At 47.1% G+C, this 26,567-nt stretch carries 28 protein-coding genes and 1 pseudogene; 22 read left to right on the plus strand and 7 right to left on the minus strand.

Features of this window, described 5'->3' with window-relative positions; translation table 11 throughout:
- The first annotated feature begins 28 nt into the window (after positions 1–28).
- The 4 genes and pseudogenes from D9734_RS22220 to D9734_RS22235 all read left to right on the plus strand — a co-directional run.
- On the plus strand, positions 29–634 hold the full coding sequence (locus tag D9734_RS22220) for a baseplate protein (RefSeq protein WP_240780562.1): 606 nt from the start codon (positions 29–31) through the stop codon (positions 632–634).
- A gap of 59 nt (positions 635–693) precedes the next feature.
- The gene (rdgC, locus tag D9734_RS22225; RefSeq protein WP_130210629.1) at positions 694–1,599 is read left to right on the plus strand and encodes a recombination-associated protein RdgC; all 906 of its coding nucleotides are present in this window, start codon (positions 694–696) and stop codon (positions 1,597–1,599) included.
- Entirely contained in the window at positions 1,583–2,263 is a 681-nt protein-coding gene (locus D9734_RS22230) for a hypothetical protein (RefSeq protein ID WP_130210631.1), read from the plus strand. The genes rdgC and D9734_RS22230 overlap by 17 nt, the downstream gene beginning before the upstream one ends.
- A gap of 79 nt (positions 2,264–2,342) precedes the next feature.
- Positions 2,343–3,161: pseudogene (locus D9734_RS22235) on the plus strand (Dam family site-specific DNA-(adenine-N6)-methyltransferase); the annotation flags it as partial.
- A gap of 143 nt (positions 3,162–3,304) precedes the next feature.
- Here D9734_RS22235 and D9734_RS22240 read toward each other — a convergent pair.
- From D9734_RS22240 to parM, 4 genes are all read right to left on the minus strand, one after another.
- Positions 3,305–3,589: a hypothetical protein gene (locus tag D9734_RS22240; RefSeq protein ID WP_089502569.1), complete on the minus strand. Its 285-nt coding sequence runs from the start codon at positions 3,587–3,589 to the stop codon at positions 3,305–3,307.
- Positions 3,586–4,218: an AAA family ATPase gene (locus D9734_RS22245; protein WP_000585003.1), complete on the minus strand. Its 633-nt coding sequence runs from the start codon at positions 4,216–4,218 to the stop codon at positions 3,586–3,588. The genes D9734_RS22240 and D9734_RS22245 overlap by 4 nt, the downstream gene beginning before the upstream one ends.
- 289 nt (positions 4,219–4,507) lie before the next feature.
- On the minus strand, positions 4,508–4,846 hold the full coding sequence (locus tag D9734_RS22250) for a plasmid partitioning/stability family protein (protein WP_130210635.1): 339 nt from the start codon (positions 4,844–4,846) through the stop codon (positions 4,508–4,510).
- A gap of 12 nt (positions 4,847–4,858) precedes the next feature.
- Complete coding sequence (gene parM, locus D9734_RS22255) at positions 4,859–5,815, minus strand: plasmid segregation protein ParM domain-containing protein (protein WP_001217888.1); 957 nt, start codon at positions 5,813–5,815, stop codon at positions 4,859–4,861.
- 265 nt (positions 5,816–6,080) lie between these two features.
- Here parM and D9734_RS22260 point away from each other — a divergent pair, with 265 nt between their 5' ends.
- From D9734_RS22260 to D9734_RS22270, 3 genes are all read left to right on the plus strand, one after another.
- Positions 6,081–6,365, plus strand: a complete 285-nt coding sequence (locus D9734_RS22260; protein WP_130210637.1) for a PAAR domain-containing protein — start codon at positions 6,081–6,083, stop codon at positions 6,363–6,365.
- A complete protein-coding gene (locus D9734_RS22265) occupies positions 6,365–7,168 on the plus strand; it encodes a hypothetical protein (protein ID WP_130210639.1) in 804 nt (267 codons plus the stop codon). Before D9734_RS22260 ends, D9734_RS22265 begins: the two co-directional genes overlap by 1 nt.
- A 70-nt stretch (positions 7,169–7,238) precedes the next feature.
- Entirely contained in the window at positions 7,239–7,697 is a 459-nt protein-coding gene (locus tag D9734_RS22270) for a hypothetical protein (protein WP_130210641.1), read from the plus strand.
- 153 nt (positions 7,698–7,850) lie between these two features.
- Here the strand turns inward: D9734_RS22270 and D9734_RS22275 are convergent, their stop codons facing one another.
- Both D9734_RS22275 and D9734_RS22280 read right to left on the minus strand, forming a co-directional pair.
- Positions 7,851–8,309: a hypothetical protein gene (locus tag D9734_RS22275; RefSeq protein WP_130210643.1), complete on the minus strand. Its 459-nt coding sequence runs from the start codon at positions 8,307–8,309 to the stop codon at positions 7,851–7,853.
- A gap of 14 nt (positions 8,310–8,323) precedes the next feature.
- Entirely contained in the window at positions 8,324–8,716 is a 393-nt protein-coding gene (locus D9734_RS22280; RefSeq protein WP_130210645.1) for a hypothetical protein, read from the minus strand.
- Positions 8,717–8,874: 158 nt separating this feature from the next.
- Here D9734_RS22280 and D9734_RS22285 point away from each other — a divergent pair, with 158 nt between their 5' ends.
- The 8 genes from D9734_RS22285 (at position 8,875) to D9734_RS22320 (ending at position 15,972) form a co-directional block, all read left to right on the plus strand.
- Positions 8,875–10,572: a capsid protein gene (locus D9734_RS22285; protein ID WP_130210647.1), complete on the plus strand. Its 1,698-nt coding sequence runs from the start codon at positions 8,875–8,877 to the stop codon at positions 10,570–10,572.
- 147 nt (positions 10,573–10,719) lie between these two features.
- Complete coding sequence (locus D9734_RS22290) at positions 10,720–10,998, plus strand: Ig-like domain-containing protein (RefSeq protein WP_001396841.1); 279 nt, start codon at positions 10,720–10,722, stop codon at positions 10,996–10,998.
- Between the two features lie 68 nt (positions 10,999–11,066).
- Entirely contained in the window at positions 11,067–12,722 is a 1,656-nt protein-coding gene (locus D9734_RS22295) for a phage tail protein (RefSeq protein ID WP_130210649.1), read from the plus strand.
- A gap of 41 nt (positions 12,723–12,763) precedes the next feature.
- Entirely contained in the window at positions 12,764–13,498 is a 735-nt protein-coding gene (locus D9734_RS22300) for a hypothetical protein (protein ID WP_130210651.1), read from the plus strand.
- Positions 13,499–14,143, plus strand: a complete 645-nt coding sequence (locus D9734_RS22305; RefSeq protein ID WP_240780563.1) for a hypothetical protein — start codon at positions 13,499–13,501, stop codon at positions 14,141–14,143. It begins immediately after the preceding gene.
- An 8-nt stretch (positions 14,144–14,151) separates the two neighbouring features.
- A complete protein-coding gene (locus D9734_RS22310; protein WP_130210653.1) occupies positions 14,152–14,643 on the plus strand; it encodes a baseplate protein in 492 nt (163 codons plus the stop codon).
- A gap of 54 nt (positions 14,644–14,697) precedes the next feature.
- A complete protein-coding gene (locus D9734_RS22315) occupies positions 14,698–15,249 on the plus strand; it encodes a hypothetical protein (RefSeq protein WP_032220996.1) in 552 nt (183 codons plus the stop codon).
- A 15-nt stretch (positions 15,250–15,264) separates the two neighbouring features.
- Positions 15,265–15,972 (plus strand): phage tail protein, encoded by a 708-nt coding sequence (locus D9734_RS22320; RefSeq protein ID WP_130210655.1) that lies wholly within the window; start codon positions 15,265–15,267, stop codon positions 15,970–15,972.
- A 381-nt stretch (positions 15,973–16,353) separates the two neighbouring features.
- Here the strand turns inward: D9734_RS22320 and D9734_RS22325 are convergent, their stop codons facing one another.
- Complete coding sequence (locus D9734_RS22325; RefSeq protein ID WP_130210657.1) at positions 16,354–17,109, minus strand: RepB family plasmid replication initiator protein; 756 nt, start codon at positions 17,107–17,109, stop codon at positions 16,354–16,356.
- Between the two features lie 387 nt (positions 17,110–17,496).
- On the opposite strand from D9734_RS22325, the gene D9734_RS22330 reads away from it, so the two are divergent.
- From D9734_RS22330 to D9734_RS22360, 7 genes are all read left to right on the plus strand, one after another.
- Entirely contained in the window at positions 17,497–18,318 is an 822-nt protein-coding gene (locus D9734_RS22330; protein ID WP_130210659.1) for a hypothetical protein, read from the plus strand.
- A 120-nt stretch (positions 18,319–18,438) separates the two neighbouring features.
- Positions 18,439–22,128, plus strand: a complete 3,690-nt coding sequence (locus D9734_RS22335; protein ID WP_240780564.1) for a transglycosylase — start codon at positions 18,439–18,441, stop codon at positions 22,126–22,128.
- Between the two features lie 5 nt (positions 22,129–22,133).
- A complete protein-coding gene (locus D9734_RS22340) occupies positions 22,134–22,508 on the plus strand; it encodes a hypothetical protein (RefSeq protein WP_130210661.1) in 375 nt (124 codons plus the stop codon).
- Entirely contained in the window at positions 22,505–23,935 is a 1,431-nt protein-coding gene (locus tag D9734_RS22345) for a baseplate protein (RefSeq protein ID WP_130210663.1), read from the plus strand. The genes D9734_RS22340 and D9734_RS22345 overlap by 4 nt, the downstream gene beginning before the upstream one ends.
- A gap of 10 nt (positions 23,936–23,945) precedes the next feature.
- Positions 23,946–24,791, plus strand: a complete 846-nt coding sequence (locus D9734_RS22350; RefSeq protein WP_130210665.1) for a phage tail protein — start codon at positions 23,946–23,948, stop codon at positions 24,789–24,791.
- A 96-nt stretch (positions 24,792–24,887) separates the two neighbouring features.
- Positions 24,888–25,334 carry a phage tail protein gene (locus D9734_RS23425; RefSeq protein WP_172955691.1) on the plus strand — a complete coding sequence of 149 codons (447 nt, stop codon included), beginning with the start codon at positions 24,888–24,890 and terminating at the stop codon, positions 25,332–25,334.
- 2 nt (positions 25,335–25,336) lie between these two features.
- A partial coding sequence (locus tag D9734_RS22360; RefSeq protein ID WP_205712831.1) for a tail fiber protein occupies positions 25,337–26,567 on the plus strand: 1,231 nt, incomplete at its 3' end.

Raw genomic sequence — 26,567 nt, forward strand, 5'->3', positions numbered from 1 at the left:
AGTAGGAACCGAACACCCGGCAGGACTCATGCGCGCTCAGGTTCGAATTTTACCTGACTGGAATGGAGTTCCCGACGATGATCTCCCCTGGGCAGAATACCAGTTACCCATAGGTAACGCGTTTGTACCTACAGTAAAAGGCGACCTGGTATGGGTAGAGTTTCCTTATCTGGATGTTAATGGTCGAATTGATACCAGACGCCCAATGATAGTTGGCGCGGCTCAGGATGCGCCTGGTGGAGTACCAAACGTCGCGCCGGAGGCGTCAGGCAATGGTAGCGGCTGGACGCCACCTGAAGTAGACGGAGCGCCTCCCCGCCCGCAATTTTCGGCGACAAAAGATTTCGTTATTCACCGCAACAATGTGCTCGAAGTGCGAACGGTTGGCGGTGGATATGAAATAGCGAATACGGCAGCAGGCTCAAGGATAGGAATGAATGAATCAGGGCAGATATACATCATTGGCCCGGCTGATGTAGTAGTGAATGCGGGAGGGAGTGTTAACGTCAAATCAGCCGATAACATCAGCGTTAATGGCAAAAACATTTCTGTGACAGCCGACGAAAATATTGATTTCAAGGCAGGAGGCACCTTCCAGGCTATCGCAAGCAACTTTGATTTCAAGAAGGGATAGAAAACACATCCAATTGTGTTAGATAATTGAATAGAATTTTCTAACACAATTGGTGAAACATGAGATCTGTCGCTTTCAAAAACATCTTCATCTATCGTCTTTCACGTGAAGTTAACTGGAGTGCCGCAGAAGTATCCGATGCTCTTAGCAAATTCGTGTTTACTCCTTGCGGTTCTCAGGACACAGCTAAAGTCGGTTGGACACCTGTTCTTGGTGACAACCTCACCCATGAATACCAGGGTTTTCTGCTAATACAGCATAAGCGAGAAGAAAAAATTCTCCCTTCGCAGGTGCTCAAGGAAGAGTTGCAGAAAAAAGTCCTGAAACTCGAAGAAGAGCAAGCACGCAAGCTGAAGAAAACGGAAAGAGACAGTCTTAAAGATGAAGTCCTGCATTCCCTTTTGCCTCGCGCGTTCACGAGAAAATCACTCGCCAAAATCCTGATCGACCGCAGCAACCATCTGGTATTCGTTGAGGCAAGCAGCGCCAAAAAGGCAGAGGATCAGCTGGCTTTATTGCGAAAATCGCTCGGCAGCCTGCCCGTCATTCCATTCACACCACGCGAACCGCTGGAAATCACAATGACCGAGTGGTTTAAAAACGGCTTCCCTGCCGGATTCACAGCAGGTGAAGATGCCACATTAAAGGCTCTGTTTGATGATGGTGGTGCCGTTCGCTGCAACAAAGTTGATCTACAGTCCGACGAGATTATGTCTCACATTGAGGCGGGGAAAGTAGCTACGACCGTTGCAATTAACTGGATGGACCGCGCGTCGTTCAGAGTAAACGATGATATGAGTATCAAAGCCCTGACATTCTGTGATGATCTCTATGACCAGAATGACGATATCGACCGGGAGGATGTAGCACAACGATTTGATGCTGATTTCGTGCTCTTTACGGGCGAATTATCTGCACTGTTTAACGCGCTGGTGGAGGCCATTGGCGGTGAAGCAGAACGATAATAACCGACCGCTTGTTGTGAGTGTGTGTGATTTTACGGGGGGAATGGTTGCCCCCTGGCTGGAATACGGTGTCGATGCCGCTATCGTCGATCCACAGCACTTATCGACCAGTGACGAGCTGATGCAATCAGGTGCCGTTCTGACGCGTATTAGTGCGATCATCGATAGCGATGAAGTATACGCTTTTCTCCGTAAGAATTTGCAGCGCATCGTGTTTCTGGCCGGGTTCCCACCGTGTACTGACCTGGCTGTTTCCGGCGCGCGCTGGTTTTCGGACAAGGCTAATAAAGATCCGGTCTTCCAGTTCAAAGCAATGCAGGTTGTCTGGCAGTGTTATGACATTGCAAAGATGATCGGTTGTCCGTACATGATTGAAAATCCGGTCAGCAAAATATCGACATTCTGGCGTAAGCCAGATCACATCTTTCACCCTTACTTCTTCACTGCATATTGTCAGGAAGATAACTACACCAAAAAAACATGCCTCTGGAGCGGCCAGGGCTTTGTCATGCCTGATGCCCTAATGGACGAATCATTAGGCAAGCCAGATAACAGAATCCATGCCGCGCCACCAGGGCCTGACAGGGCTAATTTTAGAAGTGCTACTCCACATGGATTCGCAAAGGCAGTTTTCGAAGCGAATAAGGGGGTGCTCTATGAGTAAATCTATAGCAAGCATAGCCATAGAAAAACGGGATACGATGGCTGAAATTAGCTATATGCGCACCATTCGGACTCCGGATGAATATGAGCGTCCGATCTTCAAATGGGTAGGTGGTAAATTCTCAGAATTGCCTACAGTGCTTGAGCATCTACCACACGGCAAGCGGTTAATAGAACCGTTCGTTGGTGGCGGTTCCGTATTTACGAATGCAGGATTTCGCCACAACCTGCTTAATGATATTAACGGTGACCTGATTAACTTCTATCAGACATTGCAGCGGGAAGGACATTCGCTCGTCACGCTGTCATATAGTTTTTTCAAAAATTACAACAACGCTGACGCTTACCTCGAAGTGCGTGAGGCATTTAACAGAGGAAAGTATGACCAGCTACATCATGCTGCCGCCTTTTTGTACCTTAATCGGCACTGTTTTAATGGCGTAACACGGTACAACCAAAATGGCGATTTCAACGTGGGGTATGGCAAATACAAAGCGCCCTACTTCCCACATGCAGAGATGGAGGCGTTTTTGGCTGATGACGTACTCAAAAACACATCCTTTGTATCAGGTGACTTTGCTGGCGTCATCGAGGCGGCTGGTGAAGACGATGTGATTTTTTGCGATCCGCCGTATGAACCGCTGCCGGATACAGAGGGATTTACCAGCTATTCAGGAAATAGCTTCCGTTTCGATGAACAAAAAAGGCTTGTATCACTGTTGGTGGCTGCCCACCAGCGCGGCGCGAAGGTAGTGATAACAAACAGTGGCGCGCCCAAAATTCGCGAATTGTACGAAAGAAACGGTTTTAAGCTGTACCACATGCCAGCCAGACGGTCCGTGTCATGCAAAGCATCCACGCGAATAGTCGCTAACGATATCATTGCAACGCTCAAATAGAAAAAGCCCCAGGCGGGGCTTTTGATGCCGATACAGTGTCAATTTGATATCAATATGGTTGTATATTAACACCATTACGGCACCACTTTGACACCATTATTGCACCGGTACATGATAGACACCAATGAGGCATCAAATCGGTATCATTTTGCATCCTCTGACTCAGCAAGCATGAGGATGGCATGTCGAATCAGGTTCAATTTGCTGCGGTTAAGCTTTTTGCTTAACGCATCGAGCACCCCGTACTCATATTCATTAAAGCTCACGCGTATGGATTTAAAGTCACGCGGCGCATCTTTATCTGGAGTTTGAGTTGCAGCCTCAACGCCCGGCACCAAATCGGCTTTAATGGCGAACTCTTCAATGCGGCGCTCTAGTTCAGGGTCTTTTACAGCTTGTGCATTCACTGGCTCACGGCGCTTAATCACGATAACAACTCCTTAATCAACATCTGGATCTCGCCCTTTGCTTTCCCGTTGTCCATTTCAACAACACCCTTCCCTTCTGCCATGCAGTCACGATAAATCTTACGGTCACGGACGACAGTTTTCAGGAGTTCAAGTTGCGGGTATTCAGCAAGATATTCCCTTGCCTCATTGGCTTCGTTAACGACCGGGTTGGATGGTGCCATAGTCAGCATGGCATACGCCTTAAGTTTAGGGTTGAAATCCATCGCCTCAGCTATAACCTCAACAAGGTGCGGTAGAGTATCCAGATCCGGCTGGGAAGGACGGAACGGCACCAGAAGCACATCTGCCGCTGTCATGCCTGTACGCATCTCACGACTGTCGCGACCAGCAGTATCGACGACAACGTACTCGTAACGTTTATCCAGATCGAGCAGCGTCTCACGAATATTATCGAACTTCTGCACGCAGTGAATGACAGGGGCAACCTCACCTGCATTACGGTCTGACGCCCATCGAGCTGCCGTTCCCTGTTTATCAGCATCAATCAAGACGACATCTTTGTTTTTTCGGGCCAGCTCGGCACAAATATTGACGCTGGTGGTTGACTTGCCACAGCCTCCCTTTTGACTTGCTACCAGGATAATCATGTCCGCACCTCGGCTTTATTACGGCTCTATTTTCACACTAAAACAGTACCGATTTAACACATCAACGGTACAGCAATAGCACCATTCTTAATGCCAGGAGTATAACATCAAATCCGATGGATACTGGTACACGTTTTGCGCCTGAATAGCACTAAATTAGCACCAAATATGCACCAGTACATTAACAACACCAATTCGGCGTTGTTTTGGTGCCACTTCAACACCATTTTGACACCAAAACTGAACAAAAAAGGCTGCAATTTGCAGCCTTAAGATAGTGTATGAACCGTCAATCAGGTAGAGAGTCAGCCAGATTGCGCGCCGACGCGCTTTTGGCAACAACTTGCTCCTTCACTGGCTCAATGGAGGCAGGTCGCTCTTCAACCGCAGCAGGTAGTTCCAGGAAGGACGCCAGCATTTTTCGGATCAGATCCGGGTTATTGTCTTCGGTTAGCAGGGAAGCCAGTAATCCTGGAAGCCTGCTATCGACTTCTCCCAGCGCAAGCCCTGCCAACAATGCAGTTCTTGCCATATCGCTATGTTTTTTTATCTTCTCGCTCGCCGCCTTTTCATTGGCATAAGCCTCTGGGCGAAGATAAATCATCACTTTCTTACGTTCCTGAGACATGGACATACCTCGTTAACCGATTGCTTTCAGGCCATGAACAAGAGCAAGTTGCGGGTCATCCGCCACGAAGAAACGGTCATCGCGAATATTAACTTGCTCGCGAATTGCATCAGCCACCAGTGGTGCGCCGCCACCGATCACCATGACATGCGTATATCCTTTAAAGTCGCCAATCACATCAAGAACGCGGGTACGCAGACGGTCAATACTTGCAGCAATGGCCTTTTTCACATCACCAATAGCTGATGGGTCATTGATATTGTCGTTCAGATAATCTTCATCGTGGCGGTTAATAATGAGCTGATCGACATTGTAATTTGACGTTTCGGTATTGGCTCTGGCAAGTGCTTGCCTTACTTCCCTGGTAACCAGAGAGACGCCAAGATTCGAATCGCCAAAAACACGGGAAACTGCCGTCATTTGCCCGGCGACCATTGAAACATCAAGGGTAGTTCCACCCAAATCGACGATAAGAACAGAGTGGGCAGGGTTCAGATTGTCGCACAGGCCAATTCCTGCCGGAATAGACTCCGGGCGTACCGTAACTTTCTTAATCGTGAACACATTGCCTTTATTCAGCGTGACGGGGCGCATAAGGCTGGCTTTTTTGCGCTCGATGTTATCGAGATTGTATTGCGCGTCGTCGTCGTAAAACTCCGCCAGAGGCAGCGTGACCACGATTTCTACTTCCTGCGGCTCAATGCCACTGGTCAGCAAAGCATGGTGAACAGCCAGGACGTTAAGCGGGCTGTATTGCCATTCCACGTTATTCGTCGGCAGAACATCTGGCGAGATCAAATCATACGAATACTTTTCGTCGTCAATGACATAGTTAAACGGCTTGCCAGCACCAAATGTTGCGGACCAGCCGCGCTTAAAGCTGTTAGGACTGATGTGCGTGCGAGTTTCCCCGTCGTGTTCCCACAGCATTTTGATATTTGTTGAACCATCGTCGATAAAAATGCGCATCTTCTTGCTCCACTTCTGAGACACATTTGAGAATCAAATCATGATTTTAAAAGAGAAGGAATCGAAAATCCACACAATTCGAGATGAAAGAGAGTCGTTATTGAGATTATTTTGAGAATATCTTTAACCACTTTCTGGGTTTGATGCAAAGGTGAGAACAATTCGAGAATAAAACGAGAATTTTAAATATTTCGTGATTTCACTCTCTCTTTGAGTGACGAAATAACAAAGTGATGACAATAGGCGAATAACCAGGAGATGAAGAATGAGCGCAATAGCCACCAGCGACACACTTTGTTCCGGTCACGGAGGATTCCCGCCGCGGCTGGTTGCTGAAACCGTTCCCTGGTTCACCGTCAACGGTAAGCCAGTTGTTGTGGATGGTGCCATGTTCCCCAGCCATACAGACGGTAACAGCACACATCCGGGATCGGCTGTATCGACGCGGGCATGGTATTCAATAGGTGGAAAGGGAGTCGTCTGCGTAGGCGATCCGCTTTCTTGTGGTTCTGTTATCGCCAACGGCGAGGATATTTTTCAGGTCGCATAATGCTTGATTCAATAGGTGAAGTTAAAGCCTTCCAAATTCTGTCCGGCGCTGGTGCCTCCACACCGGAATCAATATCCATAAGCCGGGCGGCTTCTTCAAAAGCTTCGTCACTCGCAAGCGACATACAGGAAATGGTTCATCCTGATAAAACCTATCCTGATTCAGTGTCTGCCTGGACGACTCAATTGCTTGGATTTTCCGAACAACTCAATGAGGCAAGCAAGGCATCATCAGCCCTGGCTGACTCTCTTTCCCCATACACGACGCCATCAGAGCTGTTACAGATGAAGATTGGCTGGGAGTGCCACGCAAAAGGTAATGAACTGATCCCCACGCCAGCGTTCGCCCTGGTTGAGGGGATGGGGAATGTTTCCATACCGCAATCACTAACGGACGCATTGGCGGCGCTGAAACTTGACGATCTGAATACCGCCATGAACGCCATAAACGCAAAAATTGAAGCTGCCGGGAGTGCTGGGGGTGATAGTGATGGTGGACAGGCTGGTGGTGGGGCAGCTCAGGCTCCGGACATTACTCAGGATGAAATTGATGATTTACGGGAAGCTGTAACAGTAGCTGAAGTTTCACTCTCCGGGATTAATTCAGCAAGTGAGAGTGTCGTAGCCCTTGCTGACCGCATTAAAACGTCAACAACTCAGGCCGCCAAGGGGCTAGAGAACGCTGTAGCCATCACCTTAACAGGTTCTCTACTGGGCGATGCAGTAATGAGTCCGGCAATCAGTTTAATCATGCCACAAGGCGTTATCGATGCGCTCCAAAAGAGCACCAAAAAGGAACCATAGCAGCACCACTTAGGCACATAAACGGATGTAAATTGGTACATGTTTAACACCAAAAGTGAACCTGAAGAGGATGGTTTTGAAAAAGATAATTTTGATTGTAATTGCGCTTTTAGCCATTTCTGGAATTTACCGAACAACGACGGCAGTTATCGAACACATCAGGTATGTCCGGTCGCTTGAAGACTCAAAATCACTACTGGAAAGCACAAACAACACGCTTTCTACCGCATTACAGTTAAGTGAGAACGCTCGCTCTGCCATGCAGGCCGAAAACGAAAGAGTCAAAGCTCTGGAAAAGGAGTACCAGCGAAAAACAGCAGAACTGAATACCAAACTGATCAAACAACGGGAGGAAAGCCAGAATGAAATCACTCGTCTTGAAACTGCGTTACGCCGTGCTGGGATTAACGATGTGCGTGTGCCTGATGACGTTATCAGGATGCAGCGGGAACGGGCAAAAGCCATCAACCAGCGTGCCAGTGAAAATTACCGTAGAAGCCACCAGCAAGCCGCAGGCAAATCTGATTGATTACTCCCCTTGTTTAGTGCCAGAGGACACGCCAGTGCTGTTAAACAAGTATCCAACATACACAGAACAGTTATTCAGCACGATCGATGAATGCAACCAACGAAACGCACTGAATAACCAAAGGAATAGGGAGATTTGGGAAGGGAAGGGGGATCACGGCTCCTGAAGCCAGATATCCTGGCTGTCAGCTTCTTCGAAACCGTGGCAGACGTTAAAGTCACTCAAACGATACTGACGCTGACGGCCTCTATTTCGCTCATGCCAATGCATATATCCACCAGCAAATGCCAGCGGGCAATCGCTATAGTCTATATAGCCAATACCATTCCCCAGGCGGGCCTCGCGTGCGCCAGCTTTCCAGGACAACAAAAACGAGTCACGATCTGCCAGCATGACAACAAAATCATCCGGCTCACCTATGCAGTGAAGAATCCCTGCTTTACATAACTGTTTTAGCGCCTTCGATTGGCCCAGGATGTCTTCGCCATAATACTGAAAACAATCATCAACAACAGCGGGATAACCAGCAGGGGGATTCAGGCTGGTTGGTATCGCTGACGCGATTGCCAGCATTAAGCGATATTGTGATTTTGATGGATTTGCGTGACTCATTTTTTCCTGCCTGTTCACTGTCGCCATGCGTTTTTTAACTCTGGGATATCAGCCATTTCAATTAACTTTCGCAGTCCAGCACTGACTTTCCCATTGCCAATCATAGCAAGCCAGTCTCTCACAGCTTTCGGCATATAGAGCGTAGCTGTTACCGGCTCTTCAACTCTCGCGGGACATCCGCATACAGGCCATTTAATTGATTCCATAACTTCGGAGGCCGGGGTGAGGGCGGGAACATTAAGAATATCTCTACCAGAAAACTGGATGACGATTCGTTCAGCGAGGGAGAGTATCTCACTTTCAGCAAGAATTGATGCCAGTTGCGCCTCAACAAGAAAGCGGCTCGTTGTGTTCAGGGAGTGGCTTTTCGCGCCATTTTTATACGAAACAAAGATCCGATACGCCATAACCGTAATGATTTATGTTAGAAAATTAAAATTAAACCACATAACAACGTGCGTGTTAATAGATTTTATTTTACTAATGCTATTGACTAAATCACAAAGTTGGTATTGTTAGCGCGTCAAAAGAACCTTCACGCCGCGCCCGAATTTAGGGCTTAACCGTGAATAAAAACATTCAGCCAGCTCGTGATCGCGAGCGCGATATTATGAATCGGGCGGCAAGCGTCATGGCTATGACCGTCGATCCGACCACCGATGCTGCGGGCAATATGATTGCTGATCAGGCAGTGATGATGGAGAACCTGGACAAAGCTATCCAGAAGGAGGCTATGTTTGAAGGCGTAAATCCAGAGGTTGCACGTCAGATCGCTGGTGGGTGGGCTATGTCTCTGCATGAGTACAAGCGCCAGCATGGTCACTACCCGGCAAGCGACATCCTGGCAAACGCACACATGGCACTTGAGCGCCTGATGACTGAATGTGCCAGCGATAAGCATGAAGGTACTGGCAGGGCAATGTTTGAGTCTGTCGCTCAATCGATGCGCAGCTCTGATGGTGTAATGAAAGTAGCTCAGTATGCAGCTCTGATTCTGCCTGCATCGCTGGGTGCTGCTACCAGTGATGCCTGTACTTTTGTTCCTTGTGAACGTGACGAGTCAAATATCTATGAACTGGTCAACGTAGCAGGCACAAAATTCGGCACCTTCAAGCAAGGTGACGAACTGAATATGCAGTCCGCAGGTGTTTATTCTCAAATGAAACGCCTGTATACCCTTTCCACTAAAGGTGATGGCAGCACCAAAACTTTCCAGTTCGACATCCAAAATTTTGAGGGCCAATCCTGCCCGCTGCGCGCTGGTTATAACAAACTGCTGATCAACCGCAAACCGTCCAAGGTTGACGACGGCGATGGCAACCTTTATTTCAATGATAAAGACAGCAAAGGCAATGCTTTCTCCGCCACCGCAAAAGTCGCTTATGACACTGGCGTCATCGACATTACCTTCACTCAAGCGCCAGCAGAAGGGACTGAAATTGCTGTTCAGGTCGAAATTAACATCGAGCGCAATCCAAGCCTGATTCCGGTAATCAACCAGGCTATGCGCAAGTATGAAGTTCGCCCATCTCAGTACGTAATTGCTTCCGAACACACAGTAATGTCCGCTTCCGATTTAAGCCGCGAACACGGCCTTGAATTGGCAGCTCTTCAGTTCTCTGCAATGCGCAACTGGATCTCCCATGAAACCGACATCATGCGTCTTCGCACCCTGGTATTCCATACCGTTTATGGTCGTGAATTTGATGTGGCTCTGCCTGAAGCTCAAAACTATGAGTCCTGGGTCGGCCTCCTGCGCCACGCAGTAAACGCCCTGTCTCAGGAAATGGCAAACCGCACCCTGACCACGGGTATTCGCGGCGGCTTCGCAGGTGGTGACGCAGCTAACTTCCTGCGTTCTCTGCCTCCACAGCACTTCCAAATCGCGCCGGGCTACGTTCAGTCACCGTATGTGCAGTACATCGGCACCCTGTTTGGCACGATTCGTATTTACGAAGTGCCGCAGCCTGTATGTGAGCAATTCCAGGCACAGGGATATGACTTAGGTCTGGATGACATTTATTTCTATGGTCGCGGTGAAGGCATCGGTAAAGCCGGGCTGATCGCTGGTGATGCGGTCCCAGCAATCCCGTATGTGCACGAAACCAATCCATCTCTCGTTAACCGCACCACTCTCTGGGGTAGTGCTATCAACGAAGTCCACCCGCGCAACGGTGAGAATTATTTCGCCCGCCTGCGTCTGACTCGTGCCAAAGAAGGTGCAATCGACATGCTGACCGGGAAGGTCAACGAAAAAAAGTAATGGTGGCGAACGTGTCGGTATCACCTACGTCAGTTGACGTAAATGAAGGTGAAACTATCGCCGCGAGCACTTCAAAGGCACAGAAAAAAACAAAGCAGAAGTAAGGCAAAAACACGCCCCTGAATAAGGGGCGTTCAGGAGAAAAGAATGGCAAACATTCAAGTAACTATCACGCCATCTGACGCAACAGACAAATCTTTCACTGTTGAGTCCGATCACCCTGAAATTGTCCAGGTTGATGGCACTACATGTACCGCTCTTAAGGCAGGGCAGGCAGTGCTGACAATCAAAACTAATGACGGCAATAAAACCGCACAGTGCACGGTCACTGTTAGGGAGGCACCTAAAAGCGTAAGCGCCGTCAGTGTTGAACCGACTACGAAAGAAGTAACCGTAGGCGACAACTTCACGGTAAGCGAATCCTGATCAGAGGCTACCCATTAACCGTGGGTAGCCTTGCCTCGTTCTCTCGCTTTAGAGGATAAGAACACAGCATGAATAAGATTAGTTTTTCGGTAGGGCAGGCAGCTGGCGTTGCTGTAATGGCGGTAAATGCTGACGCTACCCTCACCAATACCAGCGGTGGCGCATCCGTCTTTGCTGGACTTGTAATATCGCGTCGTGGCGCACCGGGTAAAGTGCTGAAAGTTGACGATACGACTTTTCAAAGCGTATTAGGTTCACCTATTCACCCTCGCCAGGGATCGGCATTTGAACCATACCGCCACGTGGAACGTGCCGTAAAAGGCGGCTCTGGTTATGTCGTTCGTGTTTGCGCTAAAGACATGAAGGTGCCGGGTATTTCTGTTTCCGTTGCGGGCAGAGCAAAAGCGGCTAAGGCGAACAAAACACTTACCGTGGAACCTACTGAAACCACAGTAAATCCAGGTGACACATTGAGCGTTGCCGTTGCTTCAACTGCAACAACGAAATCAGTAACCTTCACTCCAAAAGAGACACCCCAGATTGATGATGGGATGGCCGTATTCTTCATCAAAGATGGTGATGCATCTCAAAACCGCATGTTATCACTAACTCGCGATGATGAAGAAAGCGAACTCTTTACGCTGACGCTGAAAGAAAAACAAACCGATGGGTCCGTTGAGGTGCTGGAAAGCCACCAGGTGTCCTTCAATCCAGAAGGCACTAACGACATGGGCCAACCAGCATGGATTCCGACACTGCTTGAAAGCCAGTCCACTCGCATTGGTGCCGTCCTGGCAGATAATGCGGAAGCATCTGCTGCTCAACTCATGTTTGAGGATGTGGCTTTTGAAGGCGGCACTGATGGCGATCTGTCCACCATTGACACTGAAGACTATCTGGAAGCATTAAAAGTCCTCGAAGCTTCAGAGGTTAATTACACCGCATTGCTGTCACTGGGCTGCTATGACGCTTCCGTCTTAGCCGCGCTCAAAAATCTGGCTGAAGACGTTCGCGTAGACATGTTCTACGACCTGAATGGCAATCAGATGCCAGAAAATGCCATTTCAGAAGCCAAAAGCCATAGTTTTGGTGGCTCACATCAACCAAGTCGTTATTACTTCCCATTCTCCTGTCGAGACACCTTCACTGGTATGAATGTTGTTTACGGCATCAGTTGCGACGCATTTGTCGCAAAAGCGAAAGGTGTTGCGCTGGTTTCTGATGTTGGTGGCTGGCACTACGCTCCGGCAGGTGTATCTCGCGCGACGATTGATCGACAGAATATTGCCCGAATACCAAATATCGGTGCCGTTGATCGCGAAGCGTTCGTCCTTGCACGCATTAATCCAGTTTCTGTTGCTGCTGATGGTTCTGTCTACATCGACGACTCTTTAACAACTTTCAGTAAAAACAACTACCTGCGATTCCAGCACGTTTCGTCTCTGATGAATGCTATTGCCCGCAATTTCTATGAAGTTGCTCAGACAATTAAGCATGAACCTGACGGCATTACCCAAGCGACGCTGATGAAAGCAATGACTGAATTGCTTGATCGATTCTATGCCTCAGGTGCGCTAGTGACGCCTCGTGACAAGTCTCAAGGCGAAGATCCATATGTTGTCCAGGTTGTCCAAAAAGACATCGACCTGTGGGAAGTATCCTGGTCTGTCTGCCCAACTGGAACTGCTCGCCGAATTGTCGGCAAACCAATTCTGATGCGCTGATTTATTACCCCCGCAGGAATGCGGGGGAGAGAGGTTTGAAAATGAAAAATTATACTGCTGATCCTTTTATGCGTGCGATTTTTGGTTCTGGCTGCTTTGAAAGCGGTGATAAATCCACGCTGGGAAATGATGATAAAGCCATGCTGGAAAGCGCCGAACAGAAAGGAACTAACACTCAAGCAAAGCCAAAAGAAGATATTGAAACCGCGATGATGGAAGCGGTTGAGTCTCGCGCACAAGGAGATATGCGCAGCCTGGCGGCTTCCATGCTTGCTGGCTGGATTGAGGATGGCGATCCGGAAGCTGACTCATTTGATGCGTTAGCAATCACTATGGCTGGCCTGGCTGATATCGATGAAGACACCGATTTTACCGATGAACAAGTCGATGCTTATAACGATGCTCTTGCAGCCCTTGCAGATGCTGCTGTTGCGCTTGGCGCAGACCAGGACGACGTAACCGAGATGATCGACGATGAAGATGACTCTGCTGCCGAACGTGTATATGACGCGCTTTCCGAAAGCGACGCCGACATGATGGAAGCGGCTATTGCCATTTACACCGTTGCTGGTGGTGACAGCGCAATGCTGGAAGCGGTACGTAAAAAAGTGGTCCGTGATGGCAAGGTTACCATTATCCGTAAGCGCCCGCGCCCTCGCCGCATGACATCATTGCAAAAACAGGCGCTGAAAAAAGCACGCCGCAAAGCGCACACATCCGTAGCAAATATCAACCGCAAAAAATCAATGCGCATTCGCAAAAAACGCGGTTTGTAAGTGACACAGGCCGCCTGCAAAGGTGGCCTCTTTCTGGGAGGAATAGCTGTGTATTGCGGGGCAAGTTTAGCTGATGGCATAAGCCCTTTTTTAAAGGTTTATATTATAAACGAGTCCAATACAGATATGGTGGTTGGCTATATCGGAGAAGGTTCGTCTGCGGAATTAGCATCACTATGGCAATCTCCATTTGAAGATAAAGCTATGGGAAGTTTGTTAGGAACAATTAGTGATGCAGCTTCATCATTGACTGGCATAGTACAAACTTTAAGTGGCCGTACAAGCAAAAGCCGATTCAATTCCACGTTAATCTGGGAAGGGCAACAACCACCAGAGTTCAATCTAGTGCTGGATTTCTTAGCAACATCCAATGCGAAAATTGAAGTTAATGACGCAATTACAACCTTATTAAAAATGGCCTCTCCAGAGTTAAATGACGTTGCGCCAATGGGAAGGATTCCTGAAACAGTCACAATTAATATTGGCAGAAACGTCCTGCTGACTGGCGTTGTTATCAAAAGCGTAAGTTACCAGCTGGACGCCCCGCGCACACCGGAAGGCTATTTCACTCATAACACGGTAACCCTGCAATGCAGCGGAAATACCTCGATTAACCGTAGCAACATATCATCTGTTTTTGTGTAGGAGTATTTATGTCCGGTTTTGCAAATACAAAAGCCGATATCGCCTTTCTGAAATCTCGGTTTAATAAAAACCTGGCTGCGGGCGAAAAACTTATTGGCTCTGAATATTGGATGACCATTAAAGGTTATGAGCATTTGTCTGTGCTGGTTCGTACTGCTCAGTTACCAGAAATGACACGCGAAGATGTGGAAGATTACGCTCCTGGTGGCATGAAATTCAACCAGCACGGACCACTACGCAACTCTGGTGAATTTCAGGTCACATGTGCGGAAACCATCGAGGGCGCAGTTCTCGCTGCTGTAAAACAAATGGTATACGGCAAAGAATATCTGGAAATTACATTACAGGCAGCTGCTGAATCCAATAGCGGTAACCATAAAGGTCTGATCCGCACATATTCTCACTGCAAAGTGTATTCCGACGCCGTGGACTTCTCCTCCGAAGACGTAACGGCTGTTGTTAAACCTTCTCTGCGTATTGTTTACAACTGGGCAGAATAATCCCCGCTCCCGCCCTTGTGGCGGGAACATCTTTGTTTTGGAGTTGTAGGCACGATGACACCAACCGAATTATTAGAAAGCGTTAAGGCACGATTTAATCCACTGCTTGTGCGTGAAGAAGAAACGCTGAAAGCCTTCCTGATCAAAGCTCTGACCACGTATCAGGACAGGGCAGGGGTAGTGAAAACGTTAAAACTTGAAAAAGCTGGTGGTACTGCAATTCCATTGCCAGAAGATTATCTCTCTCTGGTTCATGTTACCGACAACAATGGCCTGTTGGTCTATTCGGATGAATTATCCGGCTTTATTGAATTAGAGCTAACAGGTTCAGAACGCTGGCCTTTTCGGATGCTCTATCTGGTTAATCTACGCGACAGAAAGCTGGATGAATGGCAAGTGCCTCCTGCAATCATTGGAATGCTGGAGGAATATCTGGAGGCGCTTATCAATGTCAGAAATGTCGCCCGGCAGCGTAGAGCGTCCATCGACGGGAAATTTGACTACTCCGATCTGCCCGATGAAGCCACGCTATATGCCCGCGTGCAGGAGATTGAGGAAAAAATGTCCTCAAACCGGGCCATTATTCCGGGGGCTACCATTTTTTAACGCTGGAGGCGCAGAGTGAGTATTTTCAGCAGCGTTGGTAGAACGTTGACCACCGCATTGTCATTTAACACGAAATCATTCACCAGCAACCTCATTAGCGACATTCTTGATAAAGCCATATCAGGCGGCGGGGTAAGCGGGAATTACAGTAGCGATATTGCCTACGGGAAAAATATTGTTGCTACCGCTATGCGTATCCGTTACGCCCAGGGGTGGCAGTGGACCGTTGAAGTGGATGGTCTGAACGGCTTCGATATGTTCGTGAAGGATATCACCTACAGCAGTGGGAACATTGAGACAGAAAGCAAGGTGATAGGCAGCGTGGAGTTCAGTAAGCCAACCTACGTTAGCGCCGGGCCTGTCACTATGACCGTAAGGGATACCGAAGACGGCAAGATCATGAACTGGTTCAAAGAGCGTCGCTCTCGCGTAACAAATCCGGACGGAACAATAAACCTTCCTCCTGAATATCTGATGAAAATCCGTCTCTACCGGGTAACTCAGGACGGAGGAAAAGAACTGGAAGAAGAAATGCGCGTATTTCCTACGCAACTTGGGGAAATCACACGTTCACGTGATCAGGTGTCAGAGTTCTTGTCATACCCAATCACTTTCCAGAAATACACATCCGCAGGCTCAGGTGTTTCTGCTTTGGTCAACGGTGCAGCAGGTATGGCCACAAGTGCGTTAAAGGGGGCTATCAGTGGAGTGATCAAATTCTGAAACGCTTTAATTATGTGTGCTGGCGGGATGATCATTTCCCGTCAGCAACCACGCCCCCAACGATAGCGGGTAGGGAAGGATGCGCAATTTTGAGGGCATTTTTTACATCATCAATCCATCTGTAATGATGGCATTCTTTACACATTCCAATGTAATCAATAAGTTAACCTAACAAACGATTAAGGAAAATAGCAATAAGAATGCCAGACACACACGATATAGACTGAGGGTGATTTTTACATAATCATTGTATATCAATAGGTTACATGAAAACCTAAACTATAAACGACAAGATACATGCGATTTAGATGTAAAAATTGCCCTCAATTGCCGATCGTTGAGGGCAAATTCTACACCTACAGAGTGGTGTAAAAATTGCCCTTAAGACTGTTGATAGGTAAATTTTATCCTGGAAACTTTGCCGCCTTCCGTCACTTCTGAGAAGACTATTTTCATTTTTGTATTTTTTTCAATCTCTGCTACAGCCTTCGTTAAAAAACTTCTCTTAAATTCAGCATACCGCTGGTAGCTTTTTGGCAGCCCGTAACGCTCCCGCATCCATTCGACGCCCAGTATGGCAAAACCGCTTCCATCATCCTTTCTGTACTGGCATAAGGACTCATAAAGCCGCATAGAATAAGGATTTGTTAGGCGAGATACTTCGGTAAAATTCAGCCTTGTGAATCTCTTATCAAGCAGAGTAAAAAATGGCATGAGATATGGATTCAGATGAATAATGTAAGTCCCGCGCCGTGGTGAATAGGCATCCTTAATCATCCAAGGATAAGACTCATAACTGTCTTCTGATTCAGTCGATTCATCAGGGTTATATATCGTGACTTTCTTCTCGCTAAGTCCTGAGATGGCCTTACGAATATCCTTGCTGGCTTCGGCAGAGGGCAAATTATACATCTCTGCATATTCGTTGACCGTTAACTCACAGGCACCTGAACCAAGAACGCCATCCTTAGAAGCATAACGAAGTCTTCCCACCACAATAAACAACAATCGCTTTTGGTCGCGCGTCAGGTGATAAGCCGCCTCTGTGATCTCGTTGGCCTGGGCCAGACTACGACTAATTGGTGTCGCTGATTCAATAAGACTGACGGCTTTTGCCGTTAATTCCGCTCTGTTCATAACCCTGTGTGATCCTTCAAATGGTGAGGGCAATTTTTACATCACTTTGAGGGTAATTACTACACCTTTTGAGGGCAAATCTTACACCTTCTGAGGGCAAATCTTACACCGATCACGCTTAGTTGAGGGCAAATCTTACACCTTCCTCCTCTACAGGCCGCGCCACCACTGGCTCCAGCGATGCCTAAAAAGGATCTAAAAATGATTAAAAATGGAAAAAGGTTTATAAAAATACTCTGTGGATATGTGAATAGCGTCACTTAAGGTGTAAAAATCACCCTCAATAATCACTACACGATTGACAAAATCATCACTCAATCCCCCTCCGAAATCACACACTCCCTATCCTCTGGAAAATGAACAGATACCTGCTTATCGGAGGAATACTTGAACATTCCAAAATTCCCATTGCCTTCCCGCCCTGAGACAGAAATTCAGTTCCACGCACCCACCGTGAAGGATGCGCTGAAATATTCTGACCTGAACCCGGCAGAAGATGAAGCAACTACTACAGAGTACCTGAACTCTATGCAGGATGGCGAAATTAACGACAGTGCTTACTGGACAGTCCAGGATCGCAGAACTGCCCTTTGGTGGATATTTGTTAATTCACGTCCCGATGCAGTAATGACCTACTCCTATGAGTGCAGTCACTGCGGTAATACGCATCACGCTGATATAAACCTGAGCGATCTGGCTCAAACAGTAGAGATACTCACTGTACCGCCTTACGTAAAAACCAACGTACCGGTAAACGGTGTACCAACTGACTGGATACTTAAACCATTAACCGGGAAAGGCGCGGAACTCCTTGAACGTATGCGTGCGTCACTTCCTGATATGAAAAGCCCTGAATACAGTGCAGGCGTGGCCCGTATGCGCATTGCAGAACTCGCTTTATGCACGGCACTGGACGACGATCCGGAAGACTTCACTCAAGCAGCTAACCGCCGTTTCGACATCATTGAAAGCATGGCGCTTGAAACGGAGTTTACTCCGCTTGTAGCTCGCATACAGCTTATGCAAAAAGACCTTCGCCACGGCCTGAAAATGTCTATTGAGAGAGGCAAAAGCCGCCTAATCCTGCCTCCGCAACATTGCAAAAACGCTAAGGAGGGTGCAGACGTGACTACCACGCTGTACGTCCCCTTTCTCAATAGAGAGTTTATCCCATCAATTAGATCTGAATGGATGGCTAACCATTATTAACAACCTGACTCTGTATGGATATCAGCCTGTTAGTGACGTTGAACAATTACCGCAATGGCGAGCACTCCACATGTCAAAAGCCCTGGAAGAAAAATACAAAGCTCAAGCCGGGAATAAACGTTGATCGCCGCTGGCAAAAGAGAGGTTATTTTGAAAGAGAATAAAGACCGCATCGCAATAATTGACGCTATTCAGGGGGCGAGCACAAACGAACTCAAGGCTCTTGCTGAGATCAAAGACGCCATTCTCTCTGGTAGAGGGTCTATAACTCAACTTAATGAAAGGCAGGGTAAAGTTAGTCAAAGACTATCCCGTAGACGCATAGCAAGCGAACCCGATGCCTCTGATGATGCCAAGAATACCCAGGCCAACCCATATATAAAGCGCCTTCCGATGAAAAAAGGGAGGACACAGGTCAACAACGGAGAAAAACGACTCATTGTTGCAACCAACACATCAGAGCGCGTTCATTTTGCGTCATCACGCCAGTCCGCCCAAAAGTTGAAAGGTTCTGTACCAGTAGCCGCCAATTCTGCCCCTCTTGAACCACAATCCCCCCAAAGCCAAAAAGGACCGCTTCGGGATAGTAATGGACGCTTTGTATCCCAGAAAAACAACGAGGATATAGCCAGAAAAAAAGAATGGCAGAACGCACGTAAGGCCGACGCCAAACTACAAGAAGGCTTCCTCCGGAAATTAGGCTCCATTATGGGGGTAGATGGCAATCGGTCTTCCAGTGAAGAGTCCTTAACAGATGCCGCAGGTGTCGGCGCTGGTGGCCCGTTGTGGATGGCTGCTCGCGGCATGTACGACATTACTAAAGAGATCACAGGTAAAGCAGAATCTCTTAAAGAATGGGTAGAAAAGGGGAAAGGTGAGGCTTCAGCTTCAAAAGTGACATCGCCAGCAATCACTTATCCGGCAGCGGTGAATGCTCAAAAAGCAACATCCGCAAAAGCGTTTAATAATGCTGTTGAGACAAAATCCACACAGGCAGTAGAAGAGCAAACAAAAATCCTTCAGACCAATGACAACAAAATAATTGATGGTCTGGAAAATGTCTCTGACGAAGTAGTTAAACTCCGCAAATCGGTGTCTTCTGGGAATAAGTTCGGCTTAAGTGATCTCTGGAGAAATCGACAAGGCGGAAGAAATAAAATCAATTTTGGCGATCAGACAAGTAAAAACAAAAGGCGTAAATCGAAAAGGAAAGGTCGCAATCTGGGGAAAAAAGCCCTTTCCGTTGGTGAAAAAGCCGCTGCCGGAACCGCTGCCGCTGGAGCTGGTGCCGGAGCTGCAAAGACTGTTAAAACAAAGGTTAGTAAAGCCAAAGACATCAGCACCACTAGCGACGTATCTAAGGGTATTGGTAAAGAGGCAAAAAACACTGCAAAGGCAGTTAAGCCAGTAGGTGTAGTTGCCGAAGAGGCCACAATTAAAACAGGTGAAACTGTTGCAAAGAAAAAAACCGAATCCGTAGCCCTCAAAAGTGCTGCAAAAATAGGCGTTAAATCAGCTGCATCTACAGCTGCAAGAGCTATCCCGATCATCGGATCGCTGGCTATGGCGGGATATGACGCAATAGATGGTTACACTGATACAGATGCGCAAAAGGCAGCCTTTGGCTTAAGTGATGATGATGCAGTATCCACACAGCAAAAATCCGCTTACGCAACAGCTAATGTGCTTGATATGGGCGGCTTAGTGTCGGGCGCAACCAACCTGATAGGCAAAGGGATTTCTGCGTTAGGCTTCGAAAGGGCAGGTGAAAAACTTCAGAATTTTGATACCGGAGATATTGCTCGTGGTGTTAATGGCGCAGTAGATATCACTAAATCTGCTTTTGGAAGCCTTAAGGATAAATTTTTATCCACTGATGAAAACACGAAGCAAGTAAAAAAAGCGGTTGAGGATGGCACCAAGAAGACTGTCGATGCGATTCATTCTTTAGGTGAGCAGCTACAAGGCGGGCGTGATGGTGAAGATGGTGTTGGTGAGCACGGGTATACTTCCCCGGCTGAATTTAATGCCCCTACCAGCAACACCATTGCAGCGGATCTGAATATTGGTGGCAGCAACGCTAAAAACCGCAATTACCGGAATAATAATCTCGGCAACCTTGTTTTCGCTAATCAGGAAGGGGCGACGCTGGAAGCGCCAAATGCAAAAGGTGAGCAACGTTTTGCGCGATTTAACACGCCTGAAGAAGGGATCAGGGCGCTGGCAAACCAGGTGTCAAGCTATTACAACGGCACCAGTGCCGCAGCGGGACACCAGAAGTTACAGACGGTATCAAGCATCATTTCCAAATGGGCGCCGCCAAATGAGAACAATACCAATCAATATATTGATAACGTCAGTAAATATCTTGGCGTCTCGCCTAATGAAAAAATAGATGTCAGCAACCCAGAGGTTATGACGCAATTAGTTCGTGCAATAGCAACGAAAGAAGGCGGAAACCCGGCGGTTAACAATGAGTTCATAAAGAATGCTCTTGGGACATTCAACGCAAATACTGGTCGTTGGGAAGGGCGTTTCTCCGATGAAACATTGGCGCGACTTAATAAAATTCAGAAAGAGAATGGCGGTCAGCTAATTGCTCGTGATTCGCAATATAGCGTTGGTCGCAAGGTGAAATATGCTGATGGAACATCTCCGGCAAAATCTGTATTGAATGCAGTTCCAACAGCAACACCTAAGCCAATTGAAGTTGCACAACATGCCCAGGCAGCCAAAAAGCCACTAAAACCAGGCAACCAACCACAACCGATTAATCCAGAGAACGCTGATGTTAATACCGGCACGCCATCAAGTTTGCCTGAGCGGTTAATCGCCATAAATGAAAGCGGAATTAGTGGCGTAACTAATTTGTTTGGCGGCGCGGCTACCAGCCTTGCTGGAACACACCTGGACTTGGTGAAGGATTTTGCGTCGGCTACTTCATTAGGTTCTGTATCTTCGCTTTCCGAAAAAGCGAAGGGAATGGACCAGGCTCTGACTGAAAAAATATCCGGATTAACAGGCAAACCTTTTGGATTCAAAAAAGCCTCCCAGGTAGCTGATATCAGAGAGGCTATACAAAAAAGGCCAACCCATGAACGCGATATATCTTCAGTCGATCTTCTCGCTGGCGCGTCACAGCCAACAGAGAATAAAAAAACACCTGTAAACCCAAAAGGGATTCCGGTCTATGACAATGGCTACAAGGTAATAGACGGCGAAGATAAGGGATTTCTTGGCTCTTTGTTTGATTCGTCATTAACAGGCATGAAGCGCATTGGTTCGGCTGTATTACCTGCAATTGGTGACAACGTTTCACAACTTGTAGGCGGCATCGATGGCACTGGCATATTGAATGATTTTGTCTATCAGGCTACAGGGCAGAATTCAACAATCGCCAGGGCGATTAGCCCACTTACAAGAAGTGCTGGTGGTTGGCTAAATAATGGCATTCAACAAACCGCTGATAGCATCAGGGGAATATCAACTGAGGCAAATAATGCCATATTTGGCTCTGCGTCAGCCGTGCAGGAACCTTTTCTTGCTATGCCGCCACAGCTTCCCACTGTAACCGATCTTGCTCGAAGCGGAATAAGGCAACCATTAACTACTGACACTGCAAATAACGATCCTGCTATGTTGAAGGCATTGGATAACGTCTGTTCTATCCTGAACGACCTTCTGAATGTGAGCAAAAATAATACGAAAGGCGATCCGGATAAGGTTGTCAAAACATCGCAGCCACAGCCGCGACCACGTGCGAGCACAACCATTAATGACCCGTCGCTGGATGCTCTGCTTGAGGATTAATGCTGATGCTTTACGAAATAGACGCAAGACTTCAAACGAATGAGAGTGGCGTCATTATTGCAGAGGGTAGTAACGCTACCTGGATGGCCCGCCTTGACGAGTGGCTACGAACCCCCGAAGGGAGCGTTTATGGCTTACCGTCATGGGGAAACCCAATGGAAGAGTTTAAGCACGAACCATTCGGTTCTGAAACTTCGCACATAGTTGAAGTGGCTATCGAAGGGAGAATGATGACAAAACTACGACAAGACCTGCCCGGTTTAGATGTGCAGGGGATTCGCTGTACATCCATTTCTGAAGATTCTTTATTAATCAGTTTTTATGCGAAAGGGGGGAGCATGGATATTGTTATGCAGAAATCAAGCGAGGTGGGTGCGTGACGATTACCGAATTACTCGACAAATTTAATACCAAGCTGAATGAAAACCCCTGGTGGTCACGTTTTGTAAACAGTCAGTTTGTACAGATGCAGGCGGTGTTCGGTGCGCAGGTGATTTATATTGCGCGCACATTTGCAAGTCGCGCTCTGACCGAGGGATTTATTTCAACGGCCACACGGAGAGCAAGCATTTTAGCGGGAGCTGAAGACCGCAGTTACGTCGGGCGATTTGTGAGTGCTTCATACGGCACAATTTCGATAACGAATAAAACAGATCGGGATATAACGTTGCCTGCGGGAGCAGAGTTGCTTGCCAGCGACCAAACGCCACTTGCAATTATTAACAGTGTTATTGTTCCTGCCGGGGGAGCTGTTCACGGTGTTGAAACCAAACAGCATGAAGCCGTGAGCGTGACATTTGATGTTGAAAAAGAAACCGCCTTTCTTACGCTGTTGCTTTCCAGGGAACTGACAAAAGAAGTGTCCAGCCTCGATGTTACTGTGATTATTAATGGTGCAGAAGAGAAATGGACCTACAACCCATTATTTCGAATGTCCAGAGACAAGAGCAAACACTATGTATTGGCATATAAGCCAACGGAACAACTTGGCGTCAAATTTGGTGATGGTTCTATGGGGATGATGCCGCCAGCTGGGTGCCAGGTGCGAATTGATGTAATGGCAAGTCTCGGTGACTACACTTTGGCTGAAGGACAAAAGTTAGAACCTGCTGGAAATATTGCTCAATATGTAGAGTCACTGGAAATTAAAACCGATTCGATTATTACCGGAGGCGGTGGAATGGAAACCACAGAAGAAACCCGAAACCGTGCACAGTATTATGTTGCATACGATGAACAAGTCGTATGGGGAGGTGATTATCGTCAATTCATCCAGAACGTGGTACACGGCACGTCATGGCTTAACGTTTGGGGGGAAGCGTTACAAGAAAAAATAACCGGATTTGATGTGCGCAACATCAATAAGATTTTCTTTTGTGGGCATAAGCCGGGCGTAAGCCAGGAACAACTAAAGTCAGAAATACTTAAAGCCCTGGAGAATGTGCCAAACGAATTGAACAAGCGGTTCGAATATGTGGACACAAATGAGCAGCCATTTACTATAACTTTCACAGGCATTGCACGTAAAAACGTTCTGATAGATGACGCTAAAAACGCCATTAGAAAGGCGTTAGAGGATAATTTTGGTCGTGATTCGTCTTCATTTAGTTTGTTGTTACAGAGCGATGATGATTCCCAGCAATGCTATGCGCAGGTAAAAGTTAAAGACATTTGGCGCGTTATAGAATCACTGGATATGTTTCTCTCTTACGATATTACAACACAGAATATGAAGGATGCTGTTTACTTCAATGACTTTATATACCTTGACGTAAATTCATCTACCTTCAGTATTTCCTATCCGTAATGAGGCTGAAATGAAAGAGAATTGGTTTAAGGAGCGGTTAACTAAAGCAAAACAGGATTCTAAGCTCTGGAGCGCCTTCATAGGCGCTTTACAGGACGTCTGGGATGAAGCTGTAGAACCGATATTAACCAGAATAAGTAACAGAAAATCATTCTTCACGATGGCAAGTGAAGATATGGATACTCGTATCGCGGAATACGGGCGCTTTTTCGTTATTACCGAAAAAGATAAGACCCGTAGACCAATGCTTCTGGCCCAACGTTTAGATGAAGTGCATTTTAAAGGAACTCTCCGCCCGATTGAGCAGACGTTCTGGCGTGAATTCGGCACAATCCCTGTAACATGGGAGCCTCTTTACGCCCCCGTAGATTTAGAAAAGCATCCCTATGGTTCGTATTTTGCTACAGCAATTGAGATACCTACAGCGCAGGCCCAATTTGGAGAATTCTTTCTAACATCACGAGGGCTGGTTGTTGTTGATCAGAATAAGCTCTATCGCTCATATGGCGAGTATAATAAAGGTACGGCAGTACAGAAATTATTAGCAGATTTTGAAACAGTAATCGCGCCTTTGTTACCGCTGCATATTGTTTTTGATGGAGTGTCCTTCCAGCTTAGTGCTGTATTCCCTGAAGTGGCAGAAATACTAAATTGCTTGTCTACGGACGTTTCGGTAATTGAAGGTGTTTATGTTACTGATAGTATGACTGATATGCTATCCCGTAGTGATAACTCCTGCCAGGTAGACAATATTTCGCTTGATGCTATTCCGAACAGAACGGCAGAAAAGCAACTACATCTTGATATAATCCCACTAGATGCCTGGCCTTTAGATTACCACCTTCAGCCTGTTTGATAATTCTTCCCCCGGGCGTGCGGGGGAAGAACAACGGAAATCACAAACTGAGCATACTCTCCTTCGGTTCATTGCTTATGAAGGGGCTATGTTCGTATGGCAGAAAATTTAAAGGCAAGAGATGGCAATAGCCTGTATAAGGCACAATTGCTTTCCTACTACTATTCACGCCGTGCCGAATCAGCGATCGGTAAAGGTGCGCGTTTCGTTATCTCTAAGGCGTATTGGTGCAAATCTGGACTGGTAACTGCAAATGGTGCTGGTGGCTGGAATATTGCTGACATTCCACTCGATTTTAAATTGAGTGACGCTCAACAGTTTGCTGCTTCCGATCTGATATTGTCCAGTGTGGATGGAATTATCACTATCAATGCTGCCTTCCCTCAAGAAAGAATGCCGGATAACACGCCCTATGACTTTAACACGCTTGTGCTTGTTGATGCTGAAGATCAGGCTTTTGGCGTGCTTTGTACCCAACAGGATACTCTCTACAAAGGTAAGCGTTACAGCATTCTCATGACAATCGAGCAAGTTGAGGGATGATTATGGGAGCTGATAAAACGAAAAGCATAATGACACTATCTTCACGTGTCACGCAGCCACTGCTTGCTGATGTTCAATATTTCGAACTGTATAGTAGTTCGGCTCTTAACAGGAAGTTAAAAAATATTGTTTTGCCAGGTTTTTACTGCGGATTTGAACCAGTTCCCGGCACAGGATTGAGTGTCCGTATTACTTCTGAAAATTCAGATGGTAAGGGTGCTGCTTCAGTAGATGTAAATAATGTTCAGATATCCGTTCAACAAATAGAAGATGTGATTGTTCCGGTAAAGGCCGGGGCTACGAACATTATTGTGCTGGAAGCTAATTTTGAACATGGTGTAAAAACTACCCAGGTAGATATCACATCTTCTGTCAGTGCTGCCAGAATATACGCTCGCACGGACAACACTATCGGGCAGAATCAAATTGAATTATGTCGAGTTGTCGTGCCTAGCGGTGCTACAGCCGTGACTAAAGAAATGATTGTGCTTAAATACCGCGTCAATCGTGCTGTTGGCGTTGAGTTCTCTAATGAAATAAGCAGTACAGAAGAGAGAAAAGCGGCTACTCCCCTGGCTGTCAAAACCCTCCATGATTTGGTTGATACAAAAGCCCCGATCGACAGCCCGAATCTGACAGGGACGCCAACTTCGCCTACACCAGAACCTGGTACAAACAACACACAGATCGCAAATGCGGCCTTTGTCTATGCGGCTATAAATGCGCTGATCAATGGCGCACCAGGGACTCTGGATACACTGAAAGAAATTGCGTCCGCCATCAACAACGATCCGAAGTTCAGTGAAACTATTAATAAAGCACTGGCTCTTAAAGCACCTTTGGCAAGTCCTGCATTAACGGGAATCCCTACTGCGCCTACCGCTGCACAGGGAACAAATAATACTCAGATCGCTACGACTGCTTACGTACGGGCTGCTATATCTGCATTGGTCGGCTCATCACCAGAAGCTCTTGATACCCTGAATGAGCTTGCAGCAGCACTTGGCAATGACCCGAACTTTGCGACAACAATGACAAATGCGCTGGCAGGCAAACAGCCCCTTGACGCAACTTTAACCGCACTTGCGGGGCTTGCAACTGGCGCAAATAAATTGCCGTACTTTACAGGTAAAGATACTGTTGCCCAGACTGATTTAACTTCAGTCGGTCGCGATATCCTGGCTAAAACAAGTGTCCTTGCTGTTATCCAATACCTTGGTTTAAGAGAACTCG

The sequence above is a fragment of the Escherichia sp. E14S1 genome (genome assembly GCF_004211995.1).
Taxonomy (GTDB): domain Bacteria; phylum Pseudomonadota; class Gammaproteobacteria; order Enterobacterales; family Enterobacteriaceae; genus Escherichia.

Bases quoted from the DNA above. Each gene is read 5' to 3' on its own strand.
- D9734_RS22220 (WP_240780562.1), top strand. From the start codon at position 29: ATGCGCGCTCAGGTTCGAATTTTACCTGACTGGAATGGAGTTCCCGAC.
- rdgC (WP_130210629.1), top strand. From the start codon at position 694: ATGAGATCTGTCGCTTTCAAAAACATCTTCATCTATCGTCTTTCACGT.
- D9734_RS22245 (WP_000585003.1), bottom strand. From the start codon at position 4,218: ATGATTATCCTGGTAGCAAGTCAAAAGGGAGGCTGTGGCAAGTCAACC.
- D9734_RS22250 (WP_130210635.1), bottom strand. From the start codon at position 4,846: ATGTCTCAGGAACGTAAGAAAGTGATGATTTATCTTCGCCCAGAGGCT.
- parM (WP_001217888.1), bottom strand. From the start codon at position 5,815: ATGCGCATTTTTATCGACGATGGTTCAACAAATATCAAAATGCTGTGG.
- D9734_RS22260 (WP_130210637.1), top strand. From the start codon at position 6,081: ATGAGCGCAATAGCCACCAGCGACACACTTTGTTCCGGTCACGGAGGA.
- D9734_RS22265 (WP_130210639.1), top strand. From the start codon at position 6,365: ATGCTTGATTCAATAGGTGAAGTTAAAGCCTTCCAAATTCTGTCCGGC.
- D9734_RS22270 (WP_130210641.1), top strand. From the start codon at position 7,239: ATGGTTTTGAAAAAGATAATTTTGATTGTAATTGCGCTTTTAGCCATT.
- D9734_RS22275 (WP_130210643.1), bottom strand. From the start codon at position 8,309: ATGAGTCACGCAAATCCATCAAAATCACAATATCGCTTAATGCTGGCA.
- D9734_RS22280 (WP_130210645.1), bottom strand. From the start codon at position 8,716: ATGGCGTATCGGATCTTTGTTTCGTATAAAAATGGCGCGAAAAGCCAC.
- D9734_RS22290 (WP_001396841.1), top strand. From the start codon at position 10,720: ATGGCAAACATTCAAGTAACTATCACGCCATCTGACGCAACAGACAAA.
- D9734_RS22295 (WP_130210649.1), top strand. From the start codon at position 11,067: ATGAATAAGATTAGTTTTTCGGTAGGGCAGGCAGCTGGCGTTGCTGTA.
- D9734_RS22300 (WP_130210651.1), top strand. From the start codon at position 12,764: ATGAAAAATTATACTGCTGATCCTTTTATGCGTGCGATTTTTGGTTCT.
- D9734_RS22310 (WP_130210653.1), top strand. From the start codon at position 14,152: ATGTCCGGTTTTGCAAATACAAAAGCCGATATCGCCTTTCTGAAATCT.
- D9734_RS22315 (WP_032220996.1), top strand. From the start codon at position 14,698: ATGACACCAACCGAATTATTAGAAAGCGTTAAGGCACGATTTAATCCA.
- D9734_RS22325 (WP_130210657.1), bottom strand. From the start codon at position 17,109: ATGAACAGAGCGGAATTAACGGCAAAAGCCGTCAGTCTTATTGAATCA.
- D9734_RS22340 (WP_130210661.1), top strand. From the start codon at position 22,134: ATGCTTTACGAAATAGACGCAAGACTTCAAACGAATGAGAGTGGCGTC.
- D9734_RS22350 (WP_130210665.1), top strand. From the start codon at position 23,946: ATGAAAGAGAATTGGTTTAAGGAGCGGTTAACTAAAGCAAAACAGGAT.
- D9734_RS23425 (WP_172955691.1), top strand. From the start codon at position 24,888: ATGGCAGAAAATTTAAAGGCAAGAGATGGCAATAGCCTGTATAAGGCA.